Genomic DNA, 18,311 nt, shown 5'->3' with positions numbered 1-18,311 from the left:
AGTACGACGTCCGCCTGACCGGCGGTCGGCCACGTGGTCTTTCCCGTTGGGTGCCAGCGGTTGCGCTCAGAGGGCGAGAGCTTAATTGAGCGGCTGACGTTCAGGTCCTTGCCCGGCACCGAAGCGGTCTTCTGCAGGGGCCGCAGCGAGAATCCGTCACCGGGGTTTGCCCACGCCGGCGCGGATAGCAGAGACAGGCTCAGAGCACCGGAGAGCAGGCCGACTGAGAGGGTGCATGCACTACGAAACCGCACCAGCGGGTGAGCAGAAAGCGGCATGCCAAAACCACGGCGAAACACGATGACAACCCCACCCCTAGACCTGCATCTTATGAAGAGCCTGTAAAGCAAAGCCGACTCATCGGCCCTTGCACAAGTGTTCAACCAGGTGACCTTAGACGGGAGTTGAGCGTTTTTACGTACGAAATCGATCTAGAGTGGATCGTTCTGGATCAAGGGATCGATCGGGACAGAAGCACCCGTGAGGGATCGAAAGCGGCGTCTAGCATCGGCTGCACGCCCATGAGCGCAGCTAGCAGTTTGCATTACGTTTGCCTAAAGTGCAGTGCCCCCAAAGAACTTGGGAAATCTGCACAGTGTGAATAATCTGCGAGTCTCAGGCACCACGCGCATGCGCTCCAGAAAGGCGCCTCATGACAGACCCGCACACGACGGACTGCAGAAGAAGACGCTCCATAGCGTTTCTTCTCGCCCTCGGACTGCCGCTGACGGCCGTCACCACGCTGGCCGTTCCTACCGCGGCAGTCGCCGCCGACAGCGCGCCGCCGAAGGCGTCCGCCTCCGAGGCGGAGGCGTTCGACGTCGCCGCGAAGACCGGGCAACGCGTGGACATCCTCGACCGGCGGGAGGAGACCGCGGAGGTCTTCGCCAATCCCGACGGCACCACCACCCGCCGCCAGTACTCCACCCCCGTGTGGACCCGCTACGAAGGCGTGTGGAAGAAGGCCGACGCCACGATCGTCCAGCGCGGCGACGGCACGGTCGGCCCCACCTCACCGGCCTTCGGCATCGCCTTCTCCGGCGGCGGTACACGCCCGTTGGCGACGATGACCAAGGGCAGCAAGAGCCTGTCGCTGTCCTGGCCGACCGCGCTTCCGCAGCCGGTCCTGGACGGCAACACCGCCCTGTACAAGTCGGTTCTGCCGGACATAGACCTGAAGGTCATCGCCGAAGTCGACGGCTTCGCCGAACACCTGATCATCAACACCCCGCAGGCCGCCGCGAGCCCTGCGGTCAAGAGCATCAAGCTAGGTATCGCCACCACCGGTGTCACCCTTACCGACGACGCCGGGGACAACCTGACCGCCAAGGACGCAGGCGGCAATGTCGTCTTCAGCGCCCCCCGCCCGAAGATGTGGGAGCAGCCGGCCGCCACCGACGAACAGCCAAAGGTCAGCGGGGCGCGCGTGGCCGCTGCGGGCACCGGCGATCAGCCGCAGACCGCGCCGGTGAGCGCCGATATCTCCGGCAACACGTTGACGCTGACCCCGGACCCCACGCTGCTGGCCACCGCGGACCAGTTCCCGCTGGTGGTGGATCCGCCATTCACCGGTGGGTACCGGGAGAAGTGGGCCGTCGTGTATTCGGCGACACCAGGTGAGGCGTACCCGAACGGGTCGGGCTGGCACTCCGGCACGCCGAGCGACGAGCCGCGGGTGGGCTTCAACGGCACTGGCGCCACGCGGTCGTTCTTCGCGATGAACACTGACGGCCTGGCGGGGGCTGACATCCTCGACGCGACCTTCGCCGTGGTCGAGACGCACTCGTGGGGCTGCGACGCCTCTGCCGCCGGGCCGACCGAGCTGTGGTCAACCGGCGGCATCACCACCACACCCACCTGGAGCAGTCAGCCGAGCTGGGCCACCAAGCTCGACTCCGACTCCTACGCCCACGGCAACCCCACCTTCTGCGCGGGGAACCTGGGACACGATTACCACTCCACCGCATTGACGAACTACATCCAGCAGGCGGCCGACAGCGGCTGGGGAACCGTGGCCTTCGGCATGCGCGCCGCAAGTGGCTACGAGTACAACACCGAGAGCTTCAAGCGGTTCACCAACAGCCCAGCTCTGGAAGTCACCTACAACTACAAGCCCACCGTCAGCACCGCCAAGGCCTACGAAGGATCCTTCAGTGAGGGTGGCGACGGCAATAAGCAGGTTCCGTGCGGTGACGTGATCGGCAACAGCGGAATCGCTCTGACGGCAACACTCAAGGACCAGGACGGCGGGACGGTCACCGGCGAGTTCTCCGTGACCACCGCAGGCGGCAGCGCGGTGTCCTTCAGTCCCAATCCCTCCACCGACACCGTCTCCAGCGGCCAGACGGCCTCGGTCACCGTGCCGTACGCCAATCTGGCCAACGGTTCATACACCTGGAAGCTCCGCGCCAAGGACAACGAGGGAACCACCAGCAGCTACACCGCCTCCTGCTCCTTCACCGTAGACAAGGACGGCCCCGCCGAAGCCGTCACAGTGACGAACACCGACGACACGGCGGCCAATGAAGCCACCGACAAGTACCCGGCCCGCAAGACCGTCCGGCTGAAGCTCTACAACTCCGCCAACGACGTGGCAGGCTTCTGCTGGTCAATGGACGGAAAGCTGTCCGCCTCCAGCGTCCGCTGCCACAACGGCAGCTGGGTGAACGTCGGCGCCGACCACCACACCGCCTTCATCGACGTGATCCCCACCGGCTGGCCGAACAGCACCCTGCACGTGGTTGCCTACGACACCGCCGACAACCACTCCCCCTTGGACAACATCAAGGACGCGATCACCCTCAGCACCACCAAGTCCGAGTTCGTCTACGCCCCGGGGATGAACCCCGGCACCGGCCTGGCCCGCACGGACCTGCCCGGGGACTTGAACGGCGACTGCTATGCCGACATGGTCGCCAGCGACGACACCAACAAGTTGCGTCTGTACGCCGGAGACGGCACCGGCAAGGTCGCCGCCGCCCAGACGGTCGGAATCGGCGGCTGGGGCGGTGCTCTCATCGCGCACCGCGGCGACCTCGTCGGTTTCACCAGCCCGACCGCGGAGCCCGACGGCTACGAGGACTTCGTGGTGCGTCTGAGCGACAACAAGCTGTGGGTCTACGGCGGCACCGGCCTCGGCACCCCCGCCTTCGACACCCGCACCGAAGTGCCCCACGGGAGCGTGGACGACGCCCCGGACTGGAGACGCATCCGGCAGATCATCGCTCCCGGCGACATCGACGGCAACACGACGGCCGGCCACGTCGGCGGCAACGACCTCATCACCATCGAATGCAAAGACGATGACTGCGCCAACGCCGCCCTGTGGCTCTACTCCGGCAACACGATCGGCGATGCACAGAGCCATTCGCAAAACCAGACCGTGCCGTTCGACCTGTACCACCGGGTCAACCTCGGCCTCGCCGGTTGGAAGGACTACACCAACCTCGCTGTCGGCGACCAGAACGACGACGGCGTCAAAGACCTCGTCGCCCGAGACCCCGCCACCGGCCAGCTCTACCTCTACCCCGGCCGGATCACCAACAGCGTCTTCTCCCTGGGCACACGGTCCACGTACGGAAACGCCGGCTGGCAGCAGCGCCCCCACCTGGCCTCCCCCGGCAACGCCCAGGGAATGGTCAGCACCGCCACCTACAGCGACCCGGACGCCGGCACCGACATCACCTACCGTCAGTTCCAGCCGACGAGCGGGGAGACGTACGGCGATGTGTGGGCCACCACACCGGCCGACCCCGCCCTGACAGTCCCCTACGTCGACGACACCGGCGCAGCCAAGACCACCACCTGCCCCACCGGCTGCCTGCTGTTCTACCCCGGCGGACCCACCACGCACCGAAGCCCTCGCCTGGTGGGCCTCGGCTCATGGGACACGAGCATCACTGGCATCTTCTAGATGGGCTCCAGCCGCGGTGCGACGGGGGCGTACGTCCGCGTCGCACCGCGGCGCCACCGGCCACCGCAGGCCATGACACACGACGGGGTGGCTCCTGGTAGGGCCAGGAGTTCCCCGGCAGACGAACCGAACCGCCCCCGCCGGGCGTTGTGCCCAAGCCTCATATCTCGGGCACCTGACAACGCATCAGCCCACAGCGCCGCTGTCTTGCAGACACCCTCTGGCCGGACGACACGCCTGATCACCGATACTGCCCCATCGCGGCAGCACACCTGCCGCCCCATTCATCCGAGGACACACATGTTCAGACGCAAGCGACTTGGCCGCATAGCGGCCGTCGGCGGATCCCTTGGAGCACTGGTCGCAGCCGCGGCTGGCACAGCTGGACCGGCCTCCGCTCAGGACTTCGACGCCGTTCACGTGAACGACATCGTCCTTCGGCCGTCGGGATCCTGGGCCGCCAACGCGGCCAGCACCCTGCCGTCCCTGGACGGCACCATGGTCTACGCCTTCGCCACCAAGCCGCTGACCGGTCCCGCCGGTGACGGCGCCGGCCTGCCCGCAGGCCTCACCTTCGGGACACAGGAGGTCTGCAAGCCCGCCCCGGAGACCACGGCCGTCTATCTGTGCAAGGTCGGCGGCACCGGCGTCCATGCCGCACCGATCATCGCCATTTCACCCGAGACGCCCAACAACACCATGGGCTACTACGGCGCGGTCTACGCACCCACCGGCTCCGACCTCACCGCCGCCGTACAGGCCGCCCAGACCGCCGGGGCCACACCCGCGGACTCTACTCACGGCGCCGGCACCTTCACGGTCAAGACGCCCGAGCACGTCGCACAGAACACCCTGGCCTTCAACACCCCCGACATCGAGGCCGGCAAGTCCTCACCCCAGACCCTGCACGTCCATGCCGTCGACGCCGGGCACCTGGACCTGCGGTTCGGCCCCGCGCCGGACCAGTACGGCTGGAGCAGCCACGACGTCGACATCCGCGTCACCGCGGTGACGGCCAGCGAATCCGCCCAGTGCACACACAAAACCGAGTCACTCACCATGGGAATCGTCCTGATCCAGTGCGATCTGACGCCCGGTGACACCGACATCACCTACACCCTCACCTCGGCACCTGGCACCGAAAGCTGGGACATCAACGCCTACGCCCGCTACCAGGTCTACTCCTGGGGCAGCGACTACAGGACCGCAGAAGCGGCCTTCGCCGTCGACGGACCTCCCGTGCGTGAACGTCACACGCTCCTGGGCCGCGACAGCGCCGGCAAGCTGTGGCTCTACCACCCCACCGGCAACGCCAGCGCCCCCTTCCGCATCCGGAGCCTGATCAGCAGCGGCTGGCAGGGCTACAACACACTGACCAAACTGTCACCGCTGTCCGCAGACAAGGCCACCGGGGACCTCATCACCCGCGACTCCTCCGGCGTCCTGTGGTACCACCGCCACGTTAGCGGCGGCCCGTTCGCACCCCGCGCCCGCGTCGGCACCGGATGGAACATTTACAACAGCCTCACCGGCGCCGGTGACCTCACCGGCGACGGCAAGCCCGACCTGATCGCCCGCGACACCGCCGGAACACTCTGGCTCTACCGCGGCACCGGCAGTGCGGCGGCACCCTTCGCCAGTCGCACCAAAATCGGCGCAGGCTGGAACATCTACAACCAGCTCGCCGGAACCGCCGACCTCACCGGCGACGGCAAGCCCGACCTCATCGCCCGCGACACCGCCGGAACACTCTGGCTCTACCGCGGCACCGGCACTGCGGCGGCGCCCTTCGCCAGTCGCACCAAAATCGGCGCAGGCTGGAACATCTACAACACCCTGGTGGTCACCGGTGATCTCACCGCCGACGGCAAGCCCGACCTGATCGCCCGCGACACCGCCGGAACACTCTGGCTCTACCGCGGCACCGGCAGTGCGGCGGCACCCTTCGCCAGTCGCACCAAAATCGGCGCAGGCTGGAACATCTACAACACCCTGATCTGACCGCTCGCCGCTGGCGCCCGACCGGCCGTCCGGGCGCCGCGTAGCGTCACCCGACCCCGTCGGTGACTCCGGGCGCACAACGTGGCATCGGCCTTCACGCCCCATTGTGGCCGCGAAGGCCGATGTTCGTATCTCGCTGAGCGACTTGGTTCTGCACAGCAGAAGCGACAGCAGATGTGCAGGTCGTGGAGCAGCACCTGATTAAGCGCCAGGTCATGACTACGACTACGAGCAGCTCCCGGCGGTCTGCCTGCCGCTCGGTGCGCGGGGCGGGCCTCAGGCCGTCAGTTCCGTCTGGGCTGCCGCCGTGGAGCGGGGATCGTCGCGGATGTACCACTCGGTGGAGAGAACCCGCTCGCGGACAGCCGCCGGGAAGCCGGCGAGCAGGCCCGGTGCGGCCCCCCGCTCCACCTCAGTGCGGTGAGCCAGTACAGCGGCCCACTTCTGTTCCAGCCAGGGGCTGACGTCGACGGTCGCGGTGATGCGCTCGTCCGGGAAGCTGTTCATCGCTTTGCCCGCACCGGCCAGGTAGCCGCCCAGCGCCCGTACCGCCGAGTGCGGGTGCGTGGCCAGGTAGAGGGCGCTCGGCTGCCAGGGGTCACCGGCATCCGGGTAGAGCCGATCAAGCCCGGCGGCCTGGACTGCAAGCATGGTCACCCGGTGGGTGTGCACATGGTCCGGATGACCGGTCAACCCGCCGTAGGCATCATGGGTGACCACGATCTTCGGGCGAAACTCCCGGAGATGCGCGACCACCCGCCCCACCGTCTCGTCGAGCGGCGCATCGCAGAACCGCACACTGCCCGGGGCCGACTGCGGTGCGCGAGCGTCCGCGTAGCCAAGCATCCGTGGCTCGTCGGCACCAAGGATCTGGAGCGCCTCGACCAGCTCCGCAGCGCGCTGGGTGTCCGCAGCCCAGGTTGCCGTGACAACTGCGGTTCGAGCGCCCGCGGCCGCGTGACGGGCGAGCACTCCACCCGACCACAAGGACTCGTCGTCCGGGTGAGCGTAAACCGCGAGCAGGCTCGGCACAGGCATCGGTTCCGGGTCACCTCCAGATTGCGGGAAACCGGATCATAGGCCAGCTCGACATCCCCCATCGACAGCGCCATCGCCACGACGGATGACTGAGCAGCCCTCCCGTCCAACTCCTACCCCTCGTGTCAATGCCTGTCGGCGAGGAAGGACCAAGTGCTGTCGCATCTCGTGAACATCCGGATCGGCCGCCCGAACTCAGACGACTCCCGAATCGGTGACGAAGTGCTGTCAGGTCTCGTGAGCAGAGCCAGCGACTCATCGAGGGGCCTCCCGGGGGACGATCGGCGCTGCCAGGGCTCTTGATTGGCCAGCGAATCCTCGCGTCCACACAGCGTCCACACATCACGGCATCCGGGGCTCCGGAGTGGAGCGGAATCGGCGGGACCGGTGCCTACATCGCAGGTCACGCACACCTCGCCTGCCGAGGACATGCCAGACGCCGAAGTCCTGAGCAGCGGATTCTCTCCGTTGAGACAAAGTTTTCGGCCCCGACCGGCGAGGAATCGTTTCCGCAGGTCAGGGCCCTCTAGTGTGGGGCGGGTGGGACTCGAACCCACGGCCGACGGATTATGAGTCCTTTGGTGATCGTGTCGGTCCTTGTATTTCCAGTCTGATTCTTGGCGTTCTTGCTGGTCAGATGGGGTGCGCGCCGTTGGTCTTGCTCGATGCTTGCAGATCTGTGCGGGTCCTTGTGTCCCCTCCATGTCCCCTTGCCGTCCCCAGGGGACAACCGTGAGGCACTGGGTTTTACGTCGCCCCAGCTCGCCAGCGCGAAGGAAACCTGTGCGCAGCGGATTCCTCTTCCCACGCGCAGAGGCTCCGTCCCCGGTGCTGGGACAAAGCAGCCTGTCGCGAGTGCCCGCAATCCTCAAAGAACCCTCGCTTGTTGAAGATCGGCGACCGCGCGCGGCCCGGGGCTGGTGGTGCCGCCGTTCACGAGGTGGCCCTGGAGGTCCCACAGTGTCCAGCCTGTCGGTTGCTGGCATTCTGGGTGCAGGCCCGGGGCTGTCCGGAACGAGGTGGCACAGATGCTCGATTTGTCGTCCAAGTTGTCGGGGATCCCGGCGGGACGGGGACGGGCCCCCTGGCCGAACCATGAGTACGTGAAGGGTTGGGGCGTGTTCGGGCTGCCTTTCGACTCCGGTCACGTGCTCGCGCTGCGTGTGTTTCCGGAGAGCTCCTTCGGTCCTTATCGCACGGTGTGGCATCGCGACCCGAGCGGCAGGTGGTCGATCTACGTCGACGGGGAGCGACTCGACACGGCATGCCCGAGGTATTACGGCGCGGCCTGCGATCACACGGGCTACGCCCGGATCGGGCTCACGTGGACGGCCCCGGCCTCCCTGAGGGTGACGATGGATTCACCCTCGCTGAACTGGACTCTGACCGCCTCCGTGACCCGACTCCTCGGGTTGCTGAACCGCGTCAGCGTGGCGCTGCCACTGGCGACATGGCGTCCCCGAGCTCTTGTGGGGGCGCGCGAGCGATTGGCACGGGCGTTGGGGCTGGGCCGCCTGGAGATGACCGGCGTGATGCCGAGCGGCCACCCCGGAACGCTGATGCCACAGCAGATGTACTTCGTCGACGCCTCACGAGCCACGCTTGACGGCGCAGACCTCGGACGCCCCGTTCAACTGAAGGAGAATCCGCGGATCGGTGACGTGCCCCTGCCAGCGCGCGGCGTCCTCGCCATCGGCCAGGCCGCCTGGCAGATCCTGGACCAGGCCGAATACGAGCGCACCCGCGGCGAGACAGCCCAGCAGCCCTGAACGGCGCGAAGCGGCACAAGCCTTGCCGCCGCAAGCATGTGGCCAGCCGTCTACTGGTGGTTGGCGCGGCCCTGGTGTCAGGTGCGTGGGTGGGTCTCGTACATGCGTACCGCTACTACGAGGCCTGATGCGGCGGTGAGGGCGGCGATGGCCCAGATTGCGGTGGTCAGGCTGAAGGCGTCGGCGAGGACTCCGGCAAGGAGGGCGCCGACGGCGAATCCGCCGTCGCGCCACAGGCGGTAGACGCCGACGGCGCGGGCGCGCCAGGCGGGGTGGGCGACGTCGCCGATGACGGCGAGCAGCGTGGGGTAGACCAGGGCGGTGCCGATGCCGAGGAGGACTTGGGCGGTGGCCCAGACGCCGAAGGTGGTGCCGGCGGCGACGAGGGCGATGGCTGCGGCCTGCAGCAGCATCCCGGCGGTGATCAGGTGTTTGCGTCCGATGCGGTCGGACCACCAGCCGGTGAGCATCTGCCCCGCACCCCAGACGGCGGGGTAGAGGGCGGCGAGGATGCCGATCTCGGCGATGGACAGGCCGTGGGCGGCGAAGAGCAGGGGGAAGATGCCCCAGGCGAGGGCGTCGTTGAGGTTGTTGACCATGCCGGCCTGGCTCGCGGCGGAGAGGGCCTTGTCGCTCAGGCTGGTGAGTCGCGCGATCTGGCCCGTGGTCAGTTCCCCGTCGTGCTCGCTGCCGACAGGGGTGACGTGGCGGGCGGCTTCGAAGCGGGCGTGGTCGCGGGTCTCGCGTACCGCCAGGGTGGACAGGCCCAGGGCCAGGACGATGTAGGCGGCGCCGAGCAGGAACGGCTCAGGTCGCAGGCCTGCGTGTTCGGCGATGGCGCCGGTGGCCACGGCGGTGGCGGCGACGGCGACATAGCCGGCGGCCTCGTTGAAGCCCATGGCCAGGCCGCGTCGTTCGGGGCCGACCAGGTCGATCTTCATGATGACCGTGGTGGACCAGGTCAGTCCCTGGTTGATGCCGAGCAGGACGTTGGCGGCGATGATCCAGCCCCAGGACGGGCCCCAGGCCAGCATGGCGGGAATCGGCAGGGCGATCAGCCATCCGGCGATCAGTACGGGTTTGCGGCCGTAGCGGTCCGACCAGGTGCCGGCGAAGAAGTTGGTGACGGCCTTGGTGGCGCCGAAGGCCAGGATGTAGGTCAGCGCGGAGGTGTAGGCGGACAGGTGGAAGACGTCGTCGGCGAGCAGCGGCAGGACGGTGCGCTCCTGGCCGAGCATGCCGCCGACCAGGGCGCTGACCACGACCAGCAGGCTGAATTGGGCCAGGTTGGCCCGCAGTCCGAGACGTATGCCGGAACTGGTCTCGTCGGTGGCGTGGGTGGTCACGCGGTCTCCTCCAGGGGGTGGCCGGTGGCCTTGGACCAGTCGCCCGGTCCGCCGTCGAGGACTGCGAGATCCCGGTGCCCGGCACGCTGCAGGAGGCTGGCGGCGGTCATGGCGCGTTCGCCGTGCCCGCAGTGGACCACCGCGCCGTCCGGTGCTTCATCGGCGCGTGCGACGAGGTCGCCGAGTTCGATGTGGACCGCGTCAGCGATGTGGCCGGTGGTGTGCTCGGCGCGCTGGCGTACGTCGAGAACCGGGCGACCGGCGATCCGGTCGGCGGTGACCAGCGCGATGGTCTGCTGCGGTCCGCCGTCGGCAGTCCAGGCGGTCATGCCGCCGTCGAGGTGCCCGGCCAGCCGCTCGTATCCGATCTTCAGGGACTGCCAGGTGAGTTCGGCGAGGTCCTGTCCTGGGCCAGTGACGAAGACGAGCGGGACGTCGTCGGGGATCAGCCAGCCCAGCCAGGTGGCGAACTGGTCCCGCAATGGGATGGAGATGGCGCCGGGGATGTGGCCGGCGGCGAAGTCTGCGACCGGGCGTACGTCGACGAGCTGTGCGCCCTGGCCCAGCAGTTGGCGTGTCTCGGCCATCGTGAGTGCGCCGAGCGTGGGCGCGGAGCCGATCAGCGCGGGCCCGCGCCGGTTGATCTCGCCCAGGCGGTCGAAGTAAGCCGGGTAGGAGCCGAGACTGCCGAGCAACTCCCGTACGAAGGCGTCCTCGTCGGGCGCGGCAAGCAGCAGGTTGGCCTGCTTCTGCGCGGCGATGGTGGTGGTGCGTTCCGCGCCGGGCGGGGCGGAGCAGAAGGACCCGGCGCCGTGCGTCGGCCACACCGCGGTCGCGTCCGGCAGTTCGGCCAGGCGCTGGAGCGAGCGGTACTGGGCCCGGGCCAGCTCCTCCGCGCGGTCGGCGCCGAGCAGGTCCGTACGGGCGGCCGAGCCGACGATCAAGGAACCGCCGGTGAAGACTCCGAGCTCGCGTGCCCCGTCCAGGAGCAGGAAGGACAGATGCTCGTCGGTGTGGCCGGGGGTGGCCAGCGCGCGCAGGGTCAGTCCGCCCAGGTCGGTTTCGTCGCCGTCGGCGAGCGCGGTGTGCTCGAAGGCGCGGTGCCCGGCAGCCGAGGCGAGTACGGCCGCGCCGTCGTCAGCGGCCAGCTGCACCGCACCGGACAGGAAGTCGGCGTGCAGGTGGGTGTCGGCGGCGAAGGCGACCGTGAGCCCCCGCCGCGCGGCAGCCGTCCGCAGGGCACGCAGATCCCGGCTCGCGTCCACCGCCAGGGCCCGTCCGTCGCCGAGGTCGACGAGGTAGGCGCTGTTGCCCAGCCCCTCATCGACCAGCGGCATCAAGTGATCGTCGGCGAAGCCCATCAAATCCTCCAGGAGTCACGGAAGGTGCAGGTCGCTTCAGCACACAGCCTTAGATATAATATTCCATGGAATTATGGAGGATGCCATGGGAGACCCCGCACGCAAAGCCGCGCTGTACGACGCCTTCGCAAGCACCGGTAAGGCGCTGAGTAATGGAAAGCGCCTGGAACTGCTCGATCTGCTGGCCCAGGGCGAGCGCCCCGTCGACGCGCTGGCGAAGGCGGCGGGGCTGAATCTGACCACCGCCTCGGCGCATCTTCAGACCCTCAAGCACGCGGGACTCGTGGCCACCCGCCGCGACGGCGTACGCATCCACTACCGACTTGCCGGGGACGATGTCGCCGCCCTCTACGCGCTCCTGCGGCAGGTCGCGCAGACGCACCAGACCGATGTCGAGGCCGCCCGCACCGCCTACCTCGGACCGGACGAAGCCGAGGAGGTCGGCCGGGAGGAGCTTTTGGCCCGCGCCCAGGCGGGCGGAGTCGTCGTCCTCGACGTCCGGCCGGCCGAGGAGTACGCCGCCGGGCACATCCCCGGCGCCCTCTCCATCCCGGTCGACGAACTCGCTGAGCGCATCGCCGAGTTGCCGGATGATGCCGAGGTGATCGCATACTGCCGTGGCGCCTACTGCGTCCTCGCCTACGACGCCGTTCGCCTGCTGCACGAGCATGACCGCAAGGCGGTCCGGTTGACCGACGGGATGCTGGAGTGGCGACTGGCCCAGATGCCCGTGGACAGCGGGGCCGCCGCGTGATTCCCGCACTCGACGGCAGCCCCGTCTACCTCGACTACAACTCCACCACCCCAGTGGACCCGAGGGTCACCGAGGCGATGCGCCCGTATCTGGCGGACTGGTTCGGCAACCCCTCCAGCAGCCATACCTTCGGCGCCGAGCCCAAGCGGGCCCTCGCCCGCGCCCGCAATGAGGTCGCCGATCTCATCGGCGCAGACGCCGCAGAGATCGTCTTCACCGGCTCCGGATCCGAAGCAGACAACCTCGCCCTGCGCGGCGCCGTGCTCGCCGCCAGGACTGACCGCCCGCATGTGATCACCCAGGCCACCGAACACCCCGGCATCCTGGAGACCTGCCACGCCCTCGAACGGCACCATGGCGCCGCGGTGACCTACCTGCCCGTCGGCAGCCGCGGGCTGGTCGACCCTGCCGCGCTGGCCGCAGCACTCACCGGGCGCACCGTCCTCGTCTCGGTCATGGCCGCCAACAACGAGACCGGCGCCCTCCAGCCCATCACCGAACTGGCCCGCATCGCGCGCGCCCACGGCGCGCTCTTCCACTGCGACGCCGCCCAAGCCGCCGGAAAGATCCCCCTGCACGTACGGGACTTGGGCGTTGACCTGCTGACGATCGTCGGGCACAAGATGTACGCCCCGAAGGGCATCGCCGCCCTGTACGTCCGCGAAGGCGTCGTCCTCGAACCGCTGGTCTACGGGGGCGGCCAGGAACGCGGCCTGCGCGCCGGCACCGAGAACGTCGCCCTCGCCGCCGCCCTGGGCACCGCCGCCCAACTCGCCGCCGAGGAACTGGCCGACGGCGGCCCGCAGCGCATCGCCGCATTGCGAGACCGCCTCCACCAGGGCCTCACCGCCCGGCTACCCGGCCGCATCCACCTCAACGGCCCCACCGAACCGCGCCTGCCCAACACCCTCAACATCAGCATCGACGGCATCCGCGGCCACGAACTCCTCGAAGCCGTCCCCGAGATCGCCGCCTCCACCGGCTCGGCCTGCCACAGCGGCGACCACCGGCCCTCCCCGGTCCTCAGCGCCATGGGCCTGCCCAAGACCCGCAGCCTCGCAGCCCTCCGTCTCTCGCTCGGCCGCTGGACCACCGCGGACGACATCGACCGGACGGTCGAGCTGATCACCGCCGCCTGTGAGCAGCGTGCCGGAATCTAGAGTGAGAGCCGCCGCCCAGAACGGGGCGATGCGGACCTCAGTGGCGCGTCACCCAGAGCCTGCCGCACTAACTCCTCGGATCATTCTCAGGCGGCAGGAGCCGACGACGGCCTGAGGCCGAGTGGACGGTCGGCGAATGCCTTCTCCGAGTCGACCTCGTAGCAGACGTTGATGCTCGCGTCCCCGAGAGTTGTGTCGGCGAAGCGTTGGACGTCTTCAACGGACTTTGTCTCCCAGAGGCACGTCACGGCGGATCCTTCGACATGTGGGTAGAACTGCAGCACCCGGGTGCCATCGGGCGCTCCGATGCCGTCGATAAGGGCCTGGCCGCGGGGAAAAGCTGTCTGCGGGTTCAAGATCTTGTGCTGGGCCACGACGTACATGGTGCCCTCCTCTTTGGTGTCGTGTCGTTCGACGATTCGACGCTGGGCGTGCGGAGGTGGACGCCGCGTCGCGCATGTTCACCAAATCCATTGTGGACTGGGAAGGTCATTCCTGGCCACGCAGCTCAGACCGGCTCGAACGCCACCAGGGCGGCACCCCGCCGGTGTGACCAGGCGGTATCCGCCGGCTGCATCCTCGCCGAGCTGGTCCTTGAGCCGGTAGGCCAGGACCCGGACCACGATGGGCTCGTTCCGGGCAGGGTCGCTGCTTGCGCGGATCTGTGACAGCCACGACCCGTCACAGAACTGCCTGGTGACGGGCAGGACGCGGTTGGCGGGCACCCGCCAGAGCAGGTCGGCGCCGGTGGCGGTGAATGCCTGCCACAACGGGACACCGAGGAACTCCCGGTCGGCCAGGACGAGTTGGCCCGGGCCGAGCGACCGCGGCAGACGGGCCACCAGGGTGACTTCCCCGGTGCGGCAGCCGGCCAGTTCCGCGTCCAGCACCGCATGGCTGCCCAGCTCCACCAGGGCAGCCATCCGCACCTGCGGAAACGCACTCCGGCCCGTCCCGCGGCCGCTGCCCGGACGATCGAAGGCAGCCTCGTTGGCCGCGGTGTCCGCGACGTCCCAGCAGGTCCCGTCCACCGCCAGCAGCCGCAGGCCCCGCCAGAACGCCCCGGGCGTCGCCTCGGTGGCCATCGGCTTGGCCGTCGTGGCGAACAGCACCCGCAAGGGCTCCGAGCCCAGCCGCTGCCGGGCCCGGAACAGCGAGGACTTCGCCGGCACATGCCAGGCACCGAGCAGTCCCTGGCTTCGCAGACCCTCCACCAGGTGCCGCATCACTTCCAGATACGGAGCCGGAGAGAACAACGCGAGCCCCAGCACGAAATACACCACCAGCCGGGCGGGAAGCAGTCGCTTGCGTTGTTCCGCGCAGCCGCAAGCGGCCACCACCCGATCCACCAACCCCGGCGGATACACCCAGGTCAACAACCCAAGACCCGATAACTCAGAGACACTCGCAGCCACCCGAACCACCCCCGGGACCCACTGCCAAGCAGCCTACGCCCGCAACCTAAAACAACGGCATTGGGCCTAATGCCGGAGGCGAGCAGCCCCGCGAAGGTGATCTTGCTCGACGGATCTCAAGGCGACCACACGGCACCCGCCGGAACACCCCCAGAACGGGCACACGAGACGGGGTCGCGGGGCCACTACCAACACCCAGTGTCCCCTGTGCGTCCCCTCGATCTTGAATTCGGGCCCGACAGAGGCCGTCCCTCCAGCCAGCAACGACCTTGATCGCCCACATCTTCGCAGGTCAGAGAAGTCCCCAACTCCGCGAGCAACAGGAGCTGCACTACGCTCCAAAGCCGTGAGCAGCGGATTCTCTCCGTTGAGCCCGAGTTCGCGCCCTAAACGCCCCAAGAGGGACGTTTCTGCAGGTCAGGGCGCTACTGGAGTGGGGCGGGTGGGACTCGAACCCACGGCCGACGGATTATGAGTCCTTTGGTGATCGTGACGGCCTTTGTCGATCCCTCTCGATCTTTGCCGTTCTTGCTGGTCAGATGGGGTGCATACCGTTGGTCTTGCTCGGTATTTGCAGATCTGTGCGGGTCCCTGTGTCCCCTCCATGTCCCCTGGCCGTCCCAAGGGGGCAGCCGTGAGGCACCGGGGCTTACGTCGCCCCAGCTCGCCAAAGGGGATCGAACCTCAGCGCAGCGGATTCCTCTTCCCACGCGCAGAGGCCCCGTCCCCGGTGCTGGGAAGGGGCAGCCTGTCGCGACTGCCCGTAATCCTCAACATCAGCATCGACGGCATCCGCGGCCACGAACTCCTCGAAGCTGTACCCGAGATCGCCGCCTCTACCGGCTCTGCTTGCCACAGCGGCGACCACCGGCCCTCCCCGGTCCTCAGCGCCATGGGCCTGCCCAAGACCCTCAGCCTCGCAGCCCTCCGTCTCTCACTGGGCCGCTGGACCACCGCGGACGACATCGACCGGTCCATCGACCTGATCACCGCCGCCTGTGAGCGGCGTGCCGGAATCTAGGGTGAGTGCCGCCGCCCAGAACGGGGCGATGCGGACCTCTGTGGCGCGTCACCAAAGCCTGCCGCGATGAAGGCGGCTCCCGTCCCCTGCAGCGGCCATCACCGTCGACGGCACCGGCCTGCTGTGTATGACGCTTCTGCTGAAGCTGCGCAACCGCATCGCCGACGCCGAGCCGGGCACGATCATGCGCGTCATCGCCACAGACCCGGCCGCCCCGCTCGACCTGCCCGCCTGGTGCCACATGACCGGCCACAACAACCTCTGCCCCGTCCCCGGCGACCGGCCAGTGTACGCCCTGCGGCTTACCGCCGACGCTCGCCGTACCGGCCCGACGCGCCGTGGCGCAGGGCCGATCGCTGACGTCCAGCGTCCCCGCGCGCGGCTTCGGAGCTCGCCTCGATCACCCGTGCCCGATGGGATCGACCGCTCTGAGCCGCTCGATCATCGTCCTCAACGCGGCGGTGAGGGCATCGAGCTGATCGGGGGGCATGTCCGCGAACAACGCGGCGGCCCCCGGGTCCTCCGGGATCGAAGGCATGGCTACTCGGGCGTCGGACGGACGCTTTGATCCCTGGTCGAGTAGGCAGGGTCGCGCCGGGGGCGGGGGCGTGTTCTGCTGGAAGTGTCCCCCAGGAGAACGCTGATGCGTCGCACCCGGAACTCCCACTTCGCAGCAGTCCGGCCGGTCGCCCCGACCGGACAAGGCGGGACGTTGCTGCCGAACAAGGACCTCGCGGCGGCGTGGTTCCTGATCGTCCTTATCGCGACACCCGCCTGGGTGCTGACCATAGGGCAGGCCCGGGACATGGGCGTCGAACCCGGCACCATGGGTATGGCACTGCCGCTGTTCCTGCTGCTCTGGGTGACGATGATGGCGGCCATGATGCTGCCCTCCATGGCGCCGGTGGCCATCACCTGGGTACGGGGGATCGGCCGGCAGTCCTCCGGCTGGGCCCGGGCGTCGCGCACCATCGAATTCGTGGGCGGCTATCTGCTGGTGTGGACGGCCTTCGGTCTGCTCGCCTACGCGGCACTGGCCTTCACCGGCGGTCTGGTGGACGACCACCCGACCGCCGGGCGGTGGATAGGCTTCTCCGCTTTTCTGCTCGCCGGCCTGTATCAGCTGGGCCCGCTCAAGAACGTCTGCCTGCGGCACTGCCGCGACCCCCTGAGCCAATTGGTGCACTATGCGGGCTTCCCACGACCGGCCCGCGACTTGCGGGTGGGGGTTCACCACGGTGCCTACTGCGTCGGCTGCTGCGCCGGGCTGATGGTCGTCCTCATCCCGCTCGGTGTGATGAACGTGGCCGCGATGGCCGGACTGGCCGTGGTGATCTTCGTGGAGAAGCTGTGGTCCAGGGGGCAGCTGCTCGCGCGCGGCGTGGGCGTCACGTTCATCGTCCTGGCCGTGCTTGCGCCGTTCCAGGGCTGGCTGCTGCCGGGTCTGCAGAACTCGATGCCGGCCATGGGAGGGATGTGACTCATCGGGCCCGGGCCCGCCAGGCTGCTCGCCGACAGCTGAAGAAGCCCGCGCTGGATACGCAGAACGGCACAAGGTAGTTGAACAGCACCCGCAACCAGGTCGCAGCCGTGAAGTCCCCTGAGGCGATCACTGCGCCCTGGTTGACGAGCGAGAGGAGGGTGCCTACGAACAGGGCTATCGGTATGCATCTCGACAACGAGGACGCCGAGAACACCGTGGCCAGCAGTCGCGGCGCCTCACCGGCGCTCATGGCACTCAGGCGCGCCCGCGCGGGGCTCCCTCGATCTCCTCAGTGCTGAAGGTGTAGTCGGCAGTTTCGCCGTACGACGCCTCGTAACTCAGCCCGAAGGCGTCGGAACGCCCTGTGGTCCTGCCGACCTCGAACTCGGGCGCGAGCCCGAACATTGCGTTCGTGACCTTCGTCGGGCTCCCGTCGGCCCCGGCCAGCGGCTCGTACGAGAGTTCGGTCCTGCCCTCGACCTTGAGGCCCGGGGTGCCCGAGTCCGTCAGGGACACGCTCGCTCGCTCCATGCCGAGGTACTCGCCGTAGAACTGAGAAAGTTCGCCCAAAGGTCCGCCTTCCTGGCCTGAAACGATGCGATCCAGGGCGGCTGCCTGGTCGTCGCTCGCGGCACTGTCCACGACCAGGCCGACCTTCCAGTTACCGGAGGACAGGTTGGACGGGAAGTGGTTGTAGAACGCGAAGTCCACGTTTGACAGGTCCAGGTCGTCCAGATTCCCCTTCGCCACGTGGAACACGATGGTGCCCCGGCACTCGGTCCTGCCCTGGGCGTCCCTGGGCTGGCCGTCGTAAGGACAACTGCACAGCACCACGCATGAGCAACCGGCCACATATTTGCCGGATATCGTCCACGACATAGCTGCTCCCGCTTTCGTTGATGGTGATGGCGGTGAGCGTCATCTTTACTTTCACGCTAGCCCTGTCAATTTGGCATGTAAACGGCATTCCCGATCAGAATCACCAGAACCTCAGCGCCGCCGGCTGGCTCCGGTCGTCCACGCTTAAACCACCGCAACAGGCCCGCACCT

Annotated in this window: 15 protein-coding genes; 8 read left to right on the top strand and 7 right to left on the bottom strand. The window is 68.1% G+C overall.

Translation table 11 applies throughout. The features are described 5' to 3' along the window. Positions 1–652: 652 nt before the first annotated feature. Positions 653–3,913: a hypothetical protein gene (locus OG729_RS36965; protein ID WP_405810417.1), complete on the top strand. Its 3,261-nt coding sequence runs from the start codon at positions 653–655 to the stop codon at positions 3,911–3,913. A 420-nt stretch (positions 3,914–4,333) separates the two neighbouring features. Next, positions 4,334–5,914, top strand: coding sequence for an FG-GAP repeat domain-containing protein (locus OG729_RS36960; protein WP_405810416.1), 1,581 nt, complete (start codon positions 4,334–4,336; stop codon positions 5,912–5,914). Positions 5,915–6,190: 276 nt separating this feature from the next. Here OG729_RS36960 and OG729_RS36955 read toward each other — a convergent pair whose 3' ends face one another. Beyond that, the gene (locus OG729_RS36955) at positions 6,191–6,952 is read right to left on the bottom strand and encodes a PIG-L family deacetylase (protein WP_405810415.1); all 762 of its coding nucleotides are present in this window, start codon (positions 6,950–6,952) and stop codon (positions 6,191–6,193) included. A 1,118-nt stretch (positions 6,953–8,070) separates the two neighbouring features. On the opposite strand from OG729_RS36955, the gene OG729_RS36950 reads away from it, so the two are divergent. Beyond that, positions 8,071–8,721, top strand: coding sequence for a hypothetical protein (locus OG729_RS36950; protein WP_405810413.1), 651 nt, complete (start codon positions 8,071–8,073; stop codon positions 8,719–8,721). A 77-nt stretch (positions 8,722–8,798) separates the two neighbouring features. On the opposite strand, the gene OG729_RS36945 is transcribed toward OG729_RS36950, so the two are convergent. Together OG729_RS36945 and OG729_RS36940 are read right to left on the bottom strand one after the other, a co-directional pair. After that, positions 8,799–10,067 (bottom strand): MFS transporter, encoded by a 1,269-nt coding sequence (locus OG729_RS36945; RefSeq protein WP_405810412.1) that lies wholly within the window; start codon positions 10,065–10,067, stop codon positions 8,799–8,801. Further along, complete coding sequence (locus tag OG729_RS36940; RefSeq protein ID WP_405810410.1) at positions 10,064–11,428, bottom strand: rhodanese-like domain-containing protein; 1,365 nt, start codon at positions 11,426–11,428, stop codon at positions 10,064–10,066. The genes OG729_RS36945 and OG729_RS36940 overlap by 4 nt, the downstream gene beginning before the upstream one ends. Positions 11,429–11,513: 85 nt before the next feature. On the opposite strand from OG729_RS36940, the gene OG729_RS36935 reads away from it, so the two are divergent. Both OG729_RS36935 and OG729_RS36930 read left to right on the top strand, forming a co-directional pair. Further along, the gene (locus tag OG729_RS36935) at positions 11,514–12,182 is read left to right on the top strand and encodes an ArsR/SmtB family transcription factor (protein WP_405810408.1); all 669 of its coding nucleotides are present in this window, start codon (positions 11,514–11,516) and stop codon (positions 12,180–12,182) included. Beyond that, positions 12,179–13,342 carry a cysteine desulfurase family protein gene (locus OG729_RS36930; protein WP_405810407.1) on the top strand — a complete coding sequence of 388 codons (1,164 nt, stop codon included), beginning with the start codon at positions 12,179–12,181 and terminating at the stop codon, positions 13,340–13,342. The genes OG729_RS36935 and OG729_RS36930 overlap by 4 nt, the downstream gene beginning before the upstream one ends. Positions 13,343–13,428: 86 nt before the next feature. Here the strand turns inward: OG729_RS36930 and OG729_RS36925 are convergent, their stop codons facing one another. After that, positions 13,429–13,725, bottom strand: a complete 297-nt coding sequence (locus tag OG729_RS36925) for a hypothetical protein (RefSeq protein ID WP_405810405.1) — start codon at positions 13,723–13,725, stop codon at positions 13,429–13,431. A gap of 78 nt (positions 13,726–13,803) precedes the next feature. Then, positions 13,804–14,757 carry an IS4 family transposase gene (locus OG729_RS36920; protein ID WP_405810404.1) on the bottom strand — a complete coding sequence of 318 codons (954 nt, stop codon included), beginning with the start codon at positions 14,755–14,757 and terminating at the stop codon, positions 13,804–13,806. A 730-nt stretch (positions 14,758–15,487) separates the two neighbouring features. Between OG729_RS36920 and OG729_RS36915 the strand changes: the two genes are divergently transcribed. The 3 genes from OG729_RS36915 to OG729_RS36905 all read left to right on the top strand — a co-directional run bounded on the left by OG729_RS36915 (position 15,488) and on the right by OG729_RS36905 (position 17,258). Continuing rightward, a complete protein-coding gene (locus OG729_RS36915) occupies positions 15,488–15,778 on the top strand; it encodes a hypothetical protein (protein ID WP_405810403.1) in 291 nt (96 codons plus the stop codon). 127 nt (positions 15,779–15,905) lie between these two features. Further along, positions 15,906–16,346, top strand: coding sequence for a sulfurtransferase TusA family protein (locus tag OG729_RS36910; RefSeq protein ID WP_405810401.1), 441 nt, complete (start codon positions 15,906–15,908; stop codon positions 16,344–16,346). Between the two features lie 75 nt (positions 16,347–16,421). Continuing rightward, complete coding sequence (locus tag OG729_RS36905; protein WP_405810399.1) at positions 16,422–17,258, top strand: DUF2182 domain-containing protein; 837 nt, start codon at positions 16,422–16,424, stop codon at positions 17,256–17,258. A 1-nt stretch (position 17,259) separates the two neighbouring features. Here the strand turns inward: OG729_RS36905 and nrtS are convergent, their stop codons facing one another. Continuing rightward, entirely contained in the window at positions 17,260–17,511 is a 252-nt protein-coding gene (nrtS, locus tag OG729_RS36900) for a nitrate/nitrite transporter NrtS (RefSeq protein WP_405810398.1), read from the bottom strand. 5 nt (positions 17,512–17,516) lie between these two features. Continuing rightward, positions 17,517–18,140 (bottom strand): DUF1326 domain-containing protein, encoded by a 624-nt coding sequence (locus tag OG729_RS36895; protein WP_405810396.1) that lies wholly within the window; start codon positions 18,138–18,140, stop codon positions 17,517–17,519. Positions 18,141–18,311 lie beyond the last annotated feature (171 nt).

The sequence above is a fragment of the Streptomyces sp. NBC_00210 genome (assembly GCF_045160975.1).
Classification (GTDB): Bacteria; Actinomycetota; Actinomycetes; order Streptomycetales; family Streptomycetaceae; genus Streptomyces.
The sequence above is the reverse complement of the archived record's forward strand: the minus strand, read 5'-3'. Positions and strand labels throughout refer to the sequence as shown.

What these genes read in the sequence shown, in the direction of transcription:
- OG729_RS36965 (WP_405810417.1), top strand. Translation starts at nt 653, where the DNA reads ATGACAGACCCGCACACGACGGACTGCAGAAGAAGACGCTCCATAGCG.
- OG729_RS36910 (WP_405810401.1), top strand. Translation starts at nt 15,906, where the DNA reads ATGACGCTTCTGCTGAAGCTGCGCAACCGCATCGCCGACGCCGAGCCG.
- OG729_RS36895 (WP_405810396.1), bottom strand. Translation starts at nt 18,140, where the DNA reads ATGTCGTGGACGATATCCGGCAAATATGTGGCCGGTTGCTCATGCGTG.
- OG729_RS36935 (WP_405810408.1), top strand. Translation starts at nt 11,514, where the DNA reads ATGGGAGACCCCGCACGCAAAGCCGCGCTGTACGACGCCTTCGCAAGC.
- OG729_RS36905 (WP_405810399.1), top strand. Translation starts at nt 16,422, where the DNA reads ATGCGTCGCACCCGGAACTCCCACTTCGCAGCAGTCCGGCCGGTCGCC.
- OG729_RS36940 (WP_405810410.1), bottom strand. Translation starts at nt 11,428, where the DNA reads ATGGGCTTCGCCGACGATCACTTGATGCCGCTGGTCGATGAGGGGCTG.
- OG729_RS36955 (WP_405810415.1), bottom strand. Translation starts at nt 6,952, where the DNA reads ATGCCTGTGCCGAGCCTGCTCGCGGTTTACGCTCACCCGGACGACGAG.
- nrtS (WP_405810398.1), bottom strand. Translation starts at nt 17,511, where the DNA reads ATGAGCGCCGGTGAGGCGCCGCGACTGCTGGCCACGGTGTTCTCGGCG.
- OG729_RS36925 (WP_405810405.1), bottom strand. Translation starts at nt 13,725, where the DNA reads ATGTACGTCGTGGCCCAGCACAAGATCTTGAACCCGCAGACAGCTTTT.